At 57.5% G+C, this 13,129-nt stretch carries 13 protein-coding genes; 6 read left to right on the plus strand and 7 right to left on the minus strand.

Annotated features, from left to right (window positions below):
- Positions 1-16 precede the first annotated feature (16 nt).
- From dmpG to CQ018_RS04450, 3 genes are read right to left on the minus strand one after another with little or no spacing between them, the layout of a single operon-like run.
- Positions 17-1,024, minus strand: coding sequence for a 4-hydroxy-2-oxovalerate aldolase (gene dmpG / locus CQ018_RS04440; RefSeq protein ID WP_105548791.1), 1,008 nt, complete (start codon positions 1,022-1,024; stop codon positions 17-19).
- Complete coding sequence (locus CQ018_RS04445; protein WP_105548792.1) at positions 1,021-2,001, minus strand: acetaldehyde dehydrogenase (acetylating); 981 nt, start codon at positions 1,999-2,001, stop codon at positions 1,021-1,023. Before CQ018_RS04445 ends, dmpG begins: the two co-directional genes overlap by 4 nt.
- Positions 2,001-2,816, minus strand: coding sequence for a fumarylacetoacetate hydrolase family protein (locus tag CQ018_RS04450; RefSeq protein WP_105548793.1), 816 nt, complete (start codon positions 2,814-2,816; stop codon positions 2,001-2,003). Before CQ018_RS04450 ends, CQ018_RS04445 begins: the two co-directional genes overlap by 1 nt.
- A gap of 334 nt (positions 2,817-3,150) precedes the next feature.
- On the opposite strand from CQ018_RS04450, the gene CQ018_RS04455 reads away from it, so the two are divergent.
- Positions 3,151-3,864: an IclR family transcriptional regulator gene (locus CQ018_RS04455; RefSeq protein ID WP_258142402.1), complete on the plus strand. Its 714-nt coding sequence runs from the start codon at positions 3,151-3,153 to the stop codon at positions 3,862-3,864.
- A gap of 364 nt (positions 3,865-4,228) precedes the next feature.
- Positions 4,229-4,921 carry a GNAT family N-acetyltransferase gene (locus tag CQ018_RS04460; protein ID WP_105548795.1) on the plus strand — a complete coding sequence of 231 codons (693 nt, stop codon included), beginning with the start codon at positions 4,229-4,231 and terminating at the stop codon, positions 4,919-4,921.
- A gap of 28 nt (positions 4,922-4,949) precedes the next feature.
- Here CQ018_RS04460 and CQ018_RS04465 read toward each other — a convergent pair whose 3' ends face one another.
- Both CQ018_RS04465 and CQ018_RS04470 read right to left on the minus strand, forming a co-directional pair.
- A complete protein-coding gene (locus CQ018_RS04465; protein WP_105548796.1) occupies positions 4,950-5,450 on the minus strand; it encodes an FBP domain-containing protein in 501 nt (166 codons plus the stop codon).
- A gap of 235 nt (positions 5,451-5,685) precedes the next feature.
- Complete coding sequence (locus CQ018_RS04470) at positions 5,686-6,099, minus strand: hypothetical protein (RefSeq protein ID WP_105548797.1); 414 nt, start codon at positions 6,097-6,099, stop codon at positions 5,686-5,688.
- Positions 6,100-6,442: 343 nt separating this feature from the next.
- Here CQ018_RS04470 and CQ018_RS04475 point away from each other — a divergent pair, with 343 nt between their 5' ends.
- Positions 6,443-7,345, plus strand: coding sequence for a LysR family transcriptional regulator (locus CQ018_RS04475; RefSeq protein WP_105548798.1), 903 nt, complete (start codon positions 6,443-6,445; stop codon positions 7,343-7,345).
- 181 nt (positions 7,346-7,526) lie between these two features.
- Complete coding sequence (locus CQ018_RS04480) at positions 7,527-8,576, plus strand: FUSC family protein (RefSeq protein ID WP_105548799.1); 1,050 nt, start codon at positions 7,527-7,529, stop codon at positions 8,574-8,576.
- A 43-nt stretch (positions 8,577-8,619) separates the two neighbouring features.
- Here CQ018_RS04480 and CQ018_RS04485 read toward each other — a convergent pair whose 3' ends face one another.
- Together CQ018_RS04485 and CQ018_RS04490 are read right to left on the minus strand one after the other, a co-directional pair.
- The gene (locus CQ018_RS04485; protein ID WP_105548800.1) at positions 8,620-9,366 is read right to left on the minus strand and encodes an aspartate/glutamate racemase family protein; all 747 of its coding nucleotides are present in this window, start codon (positions 9,364-9,366) and stop codon (positions 8,620-8,622) included.
- Between the two features lie 79 nt (positions 9,367-9,445).
- Positions 9,446-10,984, minus strand: a complete 1,539-nt coding sequence (locus CQ018_RS04490) for an NCS1 family nucleobase:cation symporter-1 (RefSeq protein ID WP_105548801.1) — start codon at positions 10,982-10,984, stop codon at positions 9,446-9,448.
- 281 nt (positions 10,985-11,265) lie between these two features.
- Between CQ018_RS04490 and CQ018_RS04495 the strand changes: the two genes are divergently transcribed.
- Positions 11,266-12,057 carry a hydroxypyruvate isomerase family protein gene (locus CQ018_RS04495; protein ID WP_105548802.1) on the plus strand — a complete coding sequence of 264 codons (792 nt, stop codon included), beginning with the start codon at positions 11,266-11,268 and terminating at the stop codon, positions 12,055-12,057.
- Positions 12,058-12,103: 46 nt separating this feature from the next.
- Complete coding sequence (locus CQ018_RS04500) at positions 12,104-13,015, plus strand: 2-hydroxy-3-oxopropionate reductase (RefSeq protein ID WP_105548803.1); 912 nt, start codon at positions 12,104-12,106, stop codon at positions 13,013-13,015.
- Positions 13,016-13,129 lie beyond the last annotated feature (114 nt).

Below are 13,129 nucleotides of genomic sequence, written 5' to 3' on the forward strand. Positions count from 1 at the left end.
CGGGTAGAACGGAAGGTTACTTCTGGTCCAGCAGATCTAGTGCTACATCCACGATCATGTCTTCCTGACCGCCGACCATCCGGCGGTTTCCAAGTTCCATCAAGATTTCTGTGGTGGGGATTCCGTAGCGCTGGCTGGCGGTTTCCGCGTGACGGAGGAAGCTTGAGTAGACTCCTGCGTAGCCAAGCGAGAGGGTTTCACGGTCAACGCGAACCGGTCGGTCCTGCAGCGGACGGACCAGATCGTCTGCCGCATCCATCAGGATCGGCAATGAACAGCCGTGCTCAAAATCGTATTTGTCGGCCGCCGCAATGAACGCCTCAAGCGGCGCATTACCGGCACCGGCACCCATGCCGGCCAGCGAGGCATCGACGCGGTTGGCGCCGTGTTCAACTGCGGTGAGTGAGTTTGCGATGCTTAGCGAGAGATTCTCATGGGCATGAATGCCAATCTCGGTTTCCGGATTCAGCACGCTGCGGAAGGCGTCGATGCGTTCGGCAACTCCGCGTGGGGTCAGTGCACCGCCTGAATCAACAACATAAACGCAGGTAGCTCCGTAACTTTCCATGAGTTTTGCCTGCTGCGCGAGGTCTGCTGGCTGGCTCATATGGGACATCATGAGGAACCCAACTGTGTCCATGCCTAGATCGCGGGCCGCGGCAATGTGCTGGGCCGAAACGTCTGCTTCGGTGCAATGAGTGGCGATGCGGACCACCGAGGCGCCAGCACTGTGGGCGTCCTTGAGATGGCTAATCGTGGCGATGCCCGGCAGTGCGAGAGTTGCAACCTTTGCGTTTTTGACGACCCCGGCTACCGCGGAGATCCATTCCAAATCGGTGTGGGCGCCAAAGCCGTAGACACAGGAAGACCCGTTGATGCCGTCGCCGTGGGCCACCTCGATGGAAGAAACTCCTGCCTGATCCAGTGCCGTGGCAATGGCAACGGCCTGGTCTACCGTGTATTGGTGGCGGATGGCGTGCATGCCATCACGCAGGGTGACATCGGAAATGTAGAGCTTGCTCATGCTCCTACCTCCTGCAAAGTAGCTTCGGTCTTCGGGTTCTTGAGTCCGTCGTGTGCGGCCCATCGTTCGGCCACAGCCATGGCGGCGGAAGTCATAATATCTAGGTTGCCCGCGTAGGCCGGCAGGTAGTGTGCCGCACCGGTGACCTCCAACATGACGGTGATGCGGGTTCCGCGGAATTCACCTGACCCCGGCAGATAGAGCGGGTTTTCCGCGCCGAATGTTTCAAACTGAACCGCCTGCTTAAGCTGGTAACCCGGAACATATTCCTGCACCTTGGAAACCATTTTTCCAATGGATGCTTCCAGCGCCGAATGGTCCTGCTCGCCTTCAACCAAGGCATACACGGTATTACGCATCAACATGGGAGGCTCAGCAGGGTTCAAGATCATGATGGCCTTGCCTTCTGCGGCCCCACCAACCTGAACCAATGCCTCGGAAGTGGTTTCGGTAAATTCATCGATGTTGGCCCGGGTGCCAGGACCGGCCGAACGTGCGGACACCGAGGAAACGATCTCGGCGTAACGTACCGGGGCTACCGCGGAGATGGCTGCCACCATGGGAACTGTGGCCTGGCCTCCACACGTGACCATGTTCAAGTTGGTTTCTTCTAGGTGGTCTTCCATATTGACCACGGGGATGCAGGAGAGACCGATGGCCGCGGGGGTCAAATCCAGAACCCGAACACCGGTGTCCTTGAGTAGTTCCCAGTTTGCCCGGTGGGCCGAGGCGCTCGTTGCGTCAAAAACCACCTTGATATCTTTGAAGTTCGGTAGTTTCAGTAGCCCTTCGATGCCTTCAGCGGTGGTCGGAACACCAAAAGAAGCAGCGCGTCGCAGCCCATCGGACTCGGGATCGATGCCAACCATGGCGCCCATCTCCAGACGAGTGGACCCACGAATGACCTTAATCATTAGGTCGGTGCCGATGTTACCCGAGCCGATAATGGCCACGGGCCAGCGTGTTTGTTCTTCCATTACTTCTCCTCATGCGTGATGCGGACCTGGCCAAGGCCCTGAATAGTTACAAGTGCGTTTGCGCCCGGGGGAAAATTGACCATGGGGCCCAACGCTCCGGTCATTAATATTTCCCCGCCGCGAAGGGGCCTGCCCAGCCCTGCCATGCGTCGTACAAGCCAGAGCGCAGCGCGATAGGGGTGTCCAAGACATGCGGCTCCGGAACCGACGGAAGCCACTTTTCCGTTGACTTCCATGACCATTCCGGCCGCACCAAGATCCAGAGCTGAAGGCAGGACCGGAACTGTGCCGGTGACAATACGTCCGCAGGAGGCGTTGTCGGCGATGGTGTCAAGGATGGAAATATCCCAGTTTTTGATTCGTGACCCGACAACTTCAATGGAGGGGAGCAGATGATCGATGGCAGCCATGAGCTCATTCATGGTGGTGTCAGGATTCGGCAAGTCATGCTTGAGAACCAAGGCCACTTCGGCTTCCACGCGTGGTTGCAGGACTTCCCCGACGCCGATGCTCTCACCGTCGGCTAGGCACATGTCAGCAAACAAGACACCGAAGTCGGGCTGGTTGACGCCCATTTGGGCTTGTACGGCCTGAGAGGTGAGCCCGATCTTGCGGCCTACCACCCGTCGTCCCTGCGACACCCAATAATCTTCGTTGAGTTGTTGAACGGAGTACGCGGCATCGATACCGCCGAGGGTTAGTTCGTCGCGGATTGGTTTGATAGCCAAGTGGTTATCTTCGGCATCGCGTAGTCGCTTGGCCACATGAGCAAGACCCGCCATGTTGGCGCTTGCTGTTTCGGTGAATGTTGTCATCCGTCCTCCCTGGGGGTGAATCCCCAGTATGTCGTGACGCGAGAATGCCTCGAGAGGAAGATCCCGGAGAGCGGGATGAAATGTGAGGCAAGGCACTAGCCTTGACTCTGTAGTGAGGTGTACAGTGAACATCACCTTCGAGTGCTGCGCATCACACTGCACGCGGTTTCTTGGCGATTCCACGAGGGTTTTGGTCAATGTATGTTTCGCTTCTCCACAGATGGAGGGTGATTATTCTTCTTCTCGGAGGTTCTTGATGAGTGTTGCTGCCTGCGCCCCCACCGACTGCTCTCCCGCGGCGGTAAAAAGCCAACCGCCTTCGATGGCGGCTCGGATGACGTTGATCATGGAGGCCTTTGAGCCTTTCAACGCAAAACTCTTGCTCGATGAAATAACCGAGAGGACGAAGCTTCCGCGTTCCACGACGCACCGTATTCTTGATCAGCTTGTCCAATTTGGCTGGGTAGAACATACGCCAGAGGGATATGGAATGGGGTGGCGAACGATGAAATATCGTAGCCATGACTCGGTCAATGGCCGAATCCGCGCCGAAGCTGCACCGTTGCTTCATGATCTGCAAATGCGTACGGGAATGGTGGTGCATTTGGCGGTTCTCGACGGATCGAATATTCACTACTTGGATAAGCTTGGTGGACGTTCGGCTGTTGCGGTTCCATCGCGTGTCGGTGGTATTAATGCTGCACACGGAACAGCGCTCGGAAAGTCAATGCTTGCCTGGATGGACCCCGAAGATTTGGATGAGCTGTACAAGGACGGGCTGCCGCAAACTACCCGAAATACCATCAAGGACCCGCCGATGCTCTACGCCGAACTGAATCGTATTCGGCGTCGTGGTGGTCTAGCCTACGAATCGGGTGAGAGCTTCGATGGCGTTGCTTGTGTGGCTGCTTCCATCCGTGGACGACAAGGGCCTTTGGCCAGTATCTCGCTGGTTGGCAAGGCGCAAGATCCGCTTGAACGGATGGCTCCGTTGGTTCTTGATGCTGCTCGGCAGGTGTCCGAAGCGCTGTTAGTTCACGCCTACTAGAAAGTCGCGTTTCATCTTCTCGCTTGTGGGGAAAGTATTTTCTGGGAAACCGCCGGCAGAGAATGGAACTAGGTAGCAGCGCTGTCGGGTAGAACTGGGTGACGAGTAGCTAAAATTCTTGCCCGAGATAGCAATGGGCTGCACCCCGGCTGGCTCGCGCGCTCTGCACGATGCTTTGATGATGTGATCGCCTGGGGCTGGTCCGTCATATGCAAAGGGAACTTCGGAGCTTCCGCGGCCGAAACTGTATCAGGCCACGTTGGTTACGGCAGGGGGGCAACAGTCCCTAGCGTCTTCGGCCGAGCCGGAACAGTTGCGGTACCGGAGCCTGCAACGTGGTGCCGCGAATTCTTGATCTACGGTGATGGGCCGGAGCGGTGCGTTGTATGGGGGAGTGGTTGACGCGGCAGGGTATTTTGAAAATATGCGATTCGCCAGCGAACTAACCCCACGGCTTCAGCTCGATGCCCTTGAGCCCGTGGATCTTGATGCAGTTTTTGCGATCGACAGCGATCCGCGCACCTGGACGCATCTTCCCAGGGCGCGGATCGTAGATCGCCGGCTCACCGAAGAGATGCTGAGCATGGTTGATCGAAGCTGGAGTGAACATGGATTGGGTTCTTGGATAGTTCGACTACGCCACGACATGGCGCTTCCTGGGCTTGAACCCGAAATAATTCCCGGACTGGAACCCGGAATGATGGTGGGCAGTGGCGGGGTTAATCTTTTTCCCGCGGGTAAGCATGGCGCATTCTGGAATCTTGGGTACCGACTGCATCCAGATTGCTGGGGTTATGGACTGGCGACCGAGCTATCTATTTATGCAATTCGCTGCGCCCAAACGGTACGGCCGGAAGCTCCTGTGATTGCGCGCGTTCTGTCGACTAATCCTGCTTCGGTGGCGGTCGCTCAGAAGGCAGGGCTCCGCGTCATGTGGGAGGGGGAACCCGCGGAAGCTACTTGCAAGGTTCTCGATGGAGTCCAAGCCAACAGGATCATTTTGGCGGACCGCAGGCCTTCTGCTAAAGTGCTCGATTGGTTGGTTTCCCTCGGCTAAACGAAGGAAAGCAACCAATCAGAAACGGCTATTCGCCATCACGAACTCGTATGACAAAGTTGCGTACATGGTCTTGCAATACGGTGATGCGGCGAGCTACCTCGGCTTCTCTGTCAAAGCCAAGATAGGGCAAGGATTTCATCGCGCGAACATTGGTTGAGCACTCAAAATTTGCACAAACGAGCATGCCGATAGTGTCACCATCGCGCCCGGCCTGACCGCCTGCCTTCGCGTTGAAGAAGACCACGTCATTGGGAAGATCCACGTCCTCGCACCAGGAACACTGGGCACGGCTACGGATCTTGCCCTCGGATTTTCGGAACATAATGCCGATGGGCTGCTCTGGCTGTTCATCCAGCGTTGCCACGACATAGCCAACAAGCGGCAATTTGGGGTCTCGCCAGCCCAGAAAATCTCTGCGTTCCCAGCTCAGTTCGGCAAAATTTTCGGGAAGGGTGAGTGCCTTGCGTTCACGCAAAGAAGCGTTGATGAATGAGGCGCGGATTTGTTTTTCGGAAAGTTGCAGCATGAAATAAGTAGTCCTGTGGTGGAGCTTGCCGCGTTTGAGCAAGCAGCGGCAAGACAAGAATTCGGTGGAATGAGCGTGCATTAAGCACGACGGTGCGGTTGAAGCACTCGGTCGAAACCAAAAACAACAGAACTATCTAGAACCAGCAAAAATGATGCCGGCTACCTCCGAACGCCAGATAGGCAATGAGGAATGAGTCATGCAGAACATGAAAAAAGTATACGCCTGCGTTGCACTACTCGCAGATCGGCATATCCGTGGGTACCGGGAAGGTTTCAAGGATTTTGTCATTGGATGTATCGATGACGAGCACCGATTTTTTGGGCCATGATTTGTCTTGTTTCACCGTGTAGGTGATGCCGAGGTCTTCGGGCTTTCCTGCTTTGTCTAGCTTGCGGTCGTGTGCTTCGATGATTTTGCCCGAGTCGGTGAGAACCGTGACGGTTTGTTGTGGCAAGCCATGAGTATTGCCGTCTACCGGAGTGGAATTCCAGAGGCCCTCAAATCCTGCGACGCAATCTTTGGTGACAGGCTGGTCGTGTTTTTCGGGTTCTACCGGAGGTACTGCATCTACATTTGCCGAAGCGCAACCGGTGAGTACACCCGCGGCCAGCAAGAGGATTCCGGTGATGCCAAGTGTTTTCTTCATGATGTCCCCATAGTTCGTTGATGATTTACACATGACGCTAACAGCGTCAGCCTGGCGGGATGATGTGAAACCCGCGCAATGGCAAAAATCGGCACTTTTGTACTAGACGTTGGGTCATCAAAGTATTCGAGTGATCCATCTCTGGGACTAGGGAAAACGCTCTATGGTCTTAGGTGTTGGCTAGAACGAGGTGCCAGCTGGTGAAGGTGTTGAGGCACAAGCATATTTACCAAGCGGGAAGAATACTCCGGCGCGTTCATTCAAAGTGCCACCAGACCATCAATTCGGTGAACGCAGGGTTAACCAAATGGCAACTCTTGCGTTGATGCGGTAGACCGGTCATATGTTAATGCGACAACTCGAGTACCTATTGGCGGTAGCCCGTGAGGAACACTTCCTGCGTGCCGCGCAATCTTGTGGGGTCTCTCAACCCGCGCTGTCCGAAGGTATCCGGAAGCTGGAAAAGGAACTCAACGTACCGCTGATCCGGCGCGGGAATAAGTTTGAGGGACTAACCCCCGAGGGGCTAGAGGTCGCGATGTGGGCTCGGCGTATCTTGGCGGATCGTGATGCAATGCATGACGAGTTAGCCGCAATGCGAGCAGGAGTGAGCGGCCAGCTACGTATTGGTTCCATTCCCACGGCCTCGATTGCAGTTTCGCTGCTCAATGCGACCTTCTGCCGTGAACACCCACAGGCCCGCGTTCAAGTTGTTTCCGATATGAATAACGACGAGGTGCTGGCCCGGCTGGCAACCTATGAGATTGATGCTGGGATTGCCTACATTCAAGATCCCCTACCCGATCGCTTTAGCGTGACCCCGCTGTATCTCGAACGCCATGTCTTGCTGGTTGGTGATGACCAGCCGGTAGGTATGACGGTGTCTTGGACCCAGGCCGCTTCACTGCCGTTGTGTTTGTTGGCTCCGCATCTGCAAGGCCGGCAACGCATTGATGCGGTATTTGCCGAAGCGGGCGTGCGGCCCGAACCGCGGTTGGAAACGGATTCTGTTGCGTCGCTTTTTGCGCATGTGAAGACGGGATTCTGGGCAACGATCTTGCCAACAGCGTGGCTACATGTTTTTGGTGTTCCTCAAGGTTTGCGGGCAGTTCCCCTCTCCGAGCCGCAACGTGCACTTCCCGTGGGCCTCGTGACTTTATCCGCGCAACCCGCTTCCGTATTGGTACGTGCAATGGCTGAGGTAGCTGCAACTACCGACCTGAGACACCTTGAATATGCCTTGTAAATTTCAGTGCAGCTCACAGCAATAAGCAAAACCTCTTGCACCATCGGTCGTACCTCTTTGACGGTTATCGCATATTTGCCGGAAAGTGGTTTGGGAAGTGTTCCGTCGAGCACGGAGCCTCATCGCCAGAAAGACCTCCATGAACCATTCCACACACCCTGCGCCAAGGGTCAGAAATCAAATGCGTTGGGCCTCGGTCGTCGCGGGGTTTCGGAGATTCTGGGTGCTGGGTCCAGCCGCGGGGGACCACCGTGCGGCACTTCGTGTGGGAGTGAGTGTCGCGCTTCCCGTGCTTCTGCTCATGGCACTGTCCCGGCATGAGCTCATCGTTTACGCGGTGTTTGGTGCGTTCGTTGGAATGTATGGCCGCCAAGAACCACACCAGTTACGCATCATTCACCAGTCCCAGGCTGCTGTTCTCTTGGTAGGTGGCGCCAGCATAGGCATCGTACTTTCCGCATTACAGGTACCTATCTGGACGTTAATTCTGGTGGAAGCAATCGTGGCGGGATCCGGATCGCTCTTTGCCGATAGGTTTGGGCTCAAACCTGCGGGTTCTTTCTTCTGTATCTTTGCCCTCGGTGCCTGCGCGTCTGTTCCGCTGCAGGTTCATTGGTGGGTTGCCGCCTTGATCTGTGCGGGCTCGGCATTGATAGCTATGTTGGTTGGCTTTAGCGGCTGGGTTGATGCCCGCGGCTGGAAGCGCGGAGCCAGCCGCACTCGTTCCCCATTTACCGCTCCGGCGATGCTTACGCACGCGCTGCGCTACACGCTGGCCGTGGGTGTTGCCGGTTCACTGGCCTATCTGCTGGGCATAGGACATCCCTATTGGGCCATGGCCGCGGCCGCGGTGCCGTTAGCCGCCGAAACTCTCGGAGCCAGACTGCATCGCGGAGTCCACCGCATGGTGGGAACCACCGTGGGGGTTGGGCTAACTGCATTGATTTTGTTACCGGATCCGGTGGCCTGGGTGTTGAGCCTTACCGTGGTTCTTCTGCAATTCCCGACCGAACTTTTCATGACTCGGCATTACGCCTTGGCCATGGTGTTTTTCACTCCGTTGATCCTGATCATGACGTATTTGGCAGCACCCAGTGACCCGGGTTCCATGATGATTGATCGGACCGTTGAGACAATCATCGGGGCCATCATCGGCATGGTGGTTGCCGTGAGTGTCCGAGAGCCACGCCTGCCAAAACGGTCGACACAGCAAAGGCCGGCCGTAGCTTAGCGCCACGGCCGACCTGCTGAATCCCACTCATCGTTTTACTGAACTAACCGATGTTTACCTCAATATTTGCCCTGGTAATTGGCCATCCGGTCACTACCTTGGGACGCGGTGTCGCGTAGGTGCGGACCTTAGAGGTGCTCAGGCCAAGACGTACCAAGGACTCGGCAATGGTCACTGCCGCTCGTACCCCATCGACGATCGGCACACCGGTAGCCTGGGCAACCTTGGCCTCAAGTTCAGCCATCCCACCACAACCCAGCACGATGACCTCGGCCTTATCGTTCTCCACGGCCTGGCGTGACTGATCAACGATTGCCGCAACCGCACGCTCGGGATCGGATTCAAGTTCCAGCACGCTCAGCCCGCTGGCACGCACCGAGGCACAGCGATCGGTAAGCCCGGCAAGCTTGAGCCGGTCCTCAATCAACGGAACCGTGCGATCAAGCGTGGTGACCACCGAATACTTGTGGCCCAAGAACTGCGCGGTGGATGCGGCGGCCTCGGTAATATCCACCACCGGAACATCAAGAAGTTCCTGTAAGCCTTCGCGTCCGTGCTCGCCGTAGCCGGCCTGGATCACCGCGTCGAATGGCTCGGTGTAGTTCACCACCTTGTCCATCACAGCAATTGCAGCAAGGTAGCTTTCAAAGTTGCCTTCGCAGGAATCTGCGCCGAAGTTCGGGGTGAGTTCGATAATTTCGGTGCCCGGGGAGGCCGCCGAGCGAGCGGAATCACCGATCGAGCGGGTCATCGAGGCTGTTGTATTGACGTTCAGGACCAGAATTCGCATGGTGCGCAAACTCCTTCATGTGGATTCGGTAGCGCGATATTCTCTCGGTGGTACCCGTGGGCAAACACCGACCGATCGGCTAGTGGGTTGGGGTTACGGCGATTTCTTCGCCGCAGACATCCTCGTGGACCTCGCCGCGCTTGGCAATGGCCAGATAGATGATGGCGCCTAGACCCGAACCAATGAACCAGGCGAACGCGGAGACCGCGTGCAATGCCGGGTTGAAGGCTAGGATCAGTGCCGCGATTGAGGAAGCTGCAAGGGCGATGACGGCGCGCATGTTCACCCCACGGGTGAAGTAGTAGGTGCCCTTCGGGCTGACCCGGTACAAGTCCGGGACATTGACCTTGGCGCGGCGCAGGATCCAGTAGTCGGCCATGATGATGCCGAACAGCGGGCCAAGCAGTGCACCCAAACCGCCCAGGAAGTAGGTGATCACCGTGGGGGAGTTGTAAAGGTTCCAGGGCAGGATGACCAGGCCGATGAACCCGGAGATCAAGCCCGCGCGACGGAAGTTTAGGTGCTTCGGGAACAGGTTTGTCAGCGCGTAAATCGGTGCCACAAAGTTGGCCATCAGGTTCACCGCAATGGTGAGGATCAACAAGGCCAGCGAAGCGAGGATCAGCAATAGCGTGTTGGGGATTGCCTCAACCACGTCGGAGGGGCTGGTGATGATGGTGCCATCAATTTTGAACTGGGCACCGGTGAGGACCACAACGATGACGCCGAAGAGCAGCATGTTCAGTGGGATGCCGAAGAAGTTGCCACGCACGATTGCCTTCTTGGAGACCGCGCTGCGGGTGAAGTCGCAGAAGTTCAGTACGAAGGTTCCGTAAATAGAAACCCACAGTGCGCCGCCGCCCAGAATACCTACCCACATATCAATGCCGGTCTTGGTTTCGCCGGTTGACCAAGCGATCGAGCCGCCCGCTTCAATGAACATCCATACGGCAAGGGCACCCATGGTGATCAGGATGACCGGGCCGGCAAAGGCCTCGTATTTACGGATCATTTCCATGCCGTAGCTGACGATGACCAGCTGGACGGCCCACAGGGAGACGAAGCAAATCCAGCCGAGTGTTGAAAGGCCCAAGAAGTGGTTGTTGTTGATTGCTGCGGCACCCGGCGCCAAGGCCAAGACCATGACTACCAAGACCACGGATGCCAGGTAGGTCTGAATGCCAAACCAGGCGATGGCGACTGCGCCACGGAGCAGGGCCGGGATCTGTGCACCGCGGATGCCGAAGGCGATGCGGCTCATGACGGGGAAGGGGACACCTGTCTTCTCACCCATGAAACCGGAGAAGTTCAGCAGGCCAAAGAGTAGTACCGCACCAAAGGCAAGGGCCAACAGAATTTGCCAGCCACCCAGACCTAGGGCGAAAAGCCCAATGGCGAACGCGTAGTTACCCAGCGAGTGCACGTCATTGGCCCACAGCGTGAAGATACTGTAGCTGGACCAGGTGCGGCCCTTCTTAGTGGTGGGGGCCAAATCGTTGTTGTAGAGCGTGGCGCTGAGTTCGTGCGGGTTCAGCTCTGCCGAGGAGTCGGTACTGGAAACCAGGCCCTTGAAGGCTGAATTCTCAGCGCGATGTTTACTCACATCTGGAATAGTCATTGGATTGCGCCTTTCGGCCGAGCGGTGTGATGGGGGTTACAGCTGCTTGGGAAAATAATGACACGTTTCCACTCAAAAGAAAAACATTTTCACCTAGTGGAATGCCGACTAGGCTATTTGTGGAAATCTTCGCGTAACGTCACGCGAAAGCCGCGAGCCCACTAGCTTTGTGCTACGGGGCCACCCCCTTGACAGTGATGAACGCCACTCGCTACAGTTTTCATAAAGCAATAATCATATTCCGCGATATGGAAGTTGAACCCCACGTGAAGGAGTCGAAGATGTCTTACACAGTTAACTGCTCAATCCTGCTGACCGAGCTTCCCCTGCTAGAGCGCGCCGAGGCCGCCAAGGCTGCAGGTTTTGACAGTGTTGAATTCTGGTGGCCATTTGCCACAGCGGTTCCCGCCGACTCCGAGGTCGATGCCTTTGTCTCCTCAATTACCAACGCGGGCGTTCAACTTGCCGGACTAAACTTCTTCGCCGGCGATATGCCAGCGGGCGACCGTGGACTTGTCTCATGGAAGGGCCGCTGCTCCGAGTTCAAAGACAACATCGCAGTTGTTGCGGCAATCGGCGAAGCTACCGGATGCAAGGCCTTCAACGCCCTCTACGGAAACCGCCAAGAAGAATTCACCGCTGCGGAACAGGACGAGCTGGCCCTCAAAAACCTGCTCGCAGCAACAACAGGCGTGGCACCGCTCGGCGGCACCGTGCTGATCGAACCGGTCTCCGGCACCCCCGCCTACCCACTAAAGACCTCCACCGACGCACTTGCAGTGGTTAATAAGGTCAAGGCAGCTGGGGCAGACAACATCGCATTGCTCGCCGATTTCTTCCATATGTCAGTCAATGGCGAAGACGTAGCGGCTGTCATCGAAGCACACGCCCAAGACTTCGGCCACATCCAAATTGCCGACGCACCTGGCCGCGGTGCACCGGGAACCGGTGAACTGCCCCTGGGTGAATGGATCGCCCGCTCACGTGCCCTGGGCTACAACGGCGGCATCGCCCTTGAATACAAGCAGGATCGCGAAACCGCCTTCTCCTGGCTCATCCGCCAGCCGGCTTAAAACCTTCACGGCACCGTCACACCATAAAATTTTTCAGGAGTCACTCATGTCTAACACCAAAAATGTAGCCTTCATCGGACTTGGCATCATGGGCCTACCCATGGCCATCAACCTCACCAAGGCCGGTTTCAACGTCACCGGGTACAACCGCAGCCCACACAAGGTAGCAGAGCTCGTCGCCGCCGGCGGCACGGGGGCTACGAGCGTTGCTCAGGCCGTCGCCGGCGCCGACGTTATTATCACCATGGTCCCGGATTCGGCAGATGTCGAGGGCGTAGTCACCGGCCCAGAAGGTGTCTTCGCCAACGCCAAGGCAGGCGCACTCTGGATCGATAACTCCTCGATCCGCCCGGATGTCACCACCGCACTAGCCACCGAGGCACGCGCCGCCGGCATCCGCCCGCTCGATGCCCCGGTCTCCGGCGGCGAGGCAGGGGCCATTGGCGCGGTGCTCTCCATCATGGTCGGTGGCGAAGAAGCAGATTTCACCGAGGCGCTACCGGTCCTCGAAGCCATGGGCAAGACCATCGTCTTGGTCGGCCCGGCCGGCTCCGGCCAGACCGTCAAGGCAGCCAACCAGCTGATCGTCGCGGCAAACATCCAGGCGCTCTCCGAGGCAGTGCTCTTCCTCGAGGCCTACGGCGTGGACACCGACGCGGCCCTGAAGGTCCTTGGCGGCGGACTGGCCGGCTCCAAGGTGCTGGACCAGAAGGGCCAGAAGATCCTGGACCGCAATTTCGAGCCCGGCTTCCGCCTCGCCCTGCACCACAAGGACATGGGCATCGTCACCTCAGCGGCCCGCGAGGCCGGCGTCGTCCTCCCGCTCGGCGCACTCGTCGCCCAGCTGGTGGCCTCAACCGTGGCCAGCGGCGACGGCTCGCTAGATCACTCGGGACTCTTCCGCGGCGTACAACGCCTCTCCGGTTCCGCCGACGTGCCTGCCCTCTCGGCCTCCTAACCGGCCCACCGGCCAACGCATCTAAGCCGTTGGCACTACCCCCCACCCCATTTTCCCGACCGGCCAGCGCGGCATCGATGCGCACTGCGGCCCGGTCGGTACCACGCAAAAGGA

Origin of the sequence: Arthrobacter sp. MYb227, assembly GCF_002975435.1 — a bacterium.
Taxonomy (GTDB): domain Bacteria; phylum Actinomycetota; class Actinomycetes; order Actinomycetales; family Micrococcaceae; genus Paeniglutamicibacter.

Bases quoted from the DNA above. Each gene is read 5' to 3' on its own strand.
- dmpG (WP_105548791.1), bottom strand. From the start codon at position 1,024: ATGAGCAAGCTCTACATTTCCGATGTCACCCTGCGTGATGGCATGCAC.
- CQ018_RS04445 (WP_105548792.1), bottom strand. From the start codon at position 2,001: ATGGAAGAACAAACACGCTGGCCCGTGGCCATTATCGGCTCGGGTAAC.
- CQ018_RS04450 (WP_105548793.1), bottom strand. From the start codon at position 2,816: ATGACAACATTCACCGAAACAGCAAGCGCCAACATGGCGGGTCTTGCT.
- CQ018_RS04455 (WP_258142402.1), top strand. From the start codon at position 3,151: ATGACGTTGATCATGGAGGCCTTTGAGCCTTTCAACGCAAAACTCTTG.
- CQ018_RS04460 (WP_105548795.1), top strand. From the start codon at position 4,229: ATGGGCCGGAGCGGTGCGTTGTATGGGGGAGTGGTTGACGCGGCAGGG.
- CQ018_RS04465 (WP_105548796.1), bottom strand. From the start codon at position 5,450: ATGCTGCAACTTTCCGAAAAACAAATCCGCGCCTCATTCATCAACGCT.
- CQ018_RS04470 (WP_105548797.1), bottom strand. From the start codon at position 6,099: ATGAAGAAAACACTTGGCATCACCGGAATCCTCTTGCTGGCCGCGGGT.
- CQ018_RS04475 (WP_105548798.1), top strand. From the start codon at position 6,443: ATGTTAATGCGACAACTCGAGTACCTATTGGCGGTAGCCCGTGAGGAA.
- CQ018_RS04480 (WP_105548799.1), top strand. From the start codon at position 7,527: ATGCGTTGGGCCTCGGTCGTCGCGGGGTTTCGGAGATTCTGGGTGCTG.
- CQ018_RS04485 (WP_105548800.1), bottom strand. From the start codon at position 9,366: ATGCGAATTCTGGTCCTGAACGTCAATACAACAGCCTCGATGACCCGC.
- CQ018_RS04490 (WP_105548801.1), bottom strand. From the start codon at position 10,984: ATGACTATTCCAGATGTGAGTAAACATCGCGCTGAGAATTCAGCCTTC.
- CQ018_RS04495 (WP_105548802.1), top strand. From the start codon at position 11,266: ATGTCTTACACAGTTAACTGCTCAATCCTGCTGACCGAGCTTCCCCTG.
- CQ018_RS04500 (WP_105548803.1), top strand. From the start codon at position 12,104: ATGTCTAACACCAAAAATGTAGCCTTCATCGGACTTGGCATCATGGGC.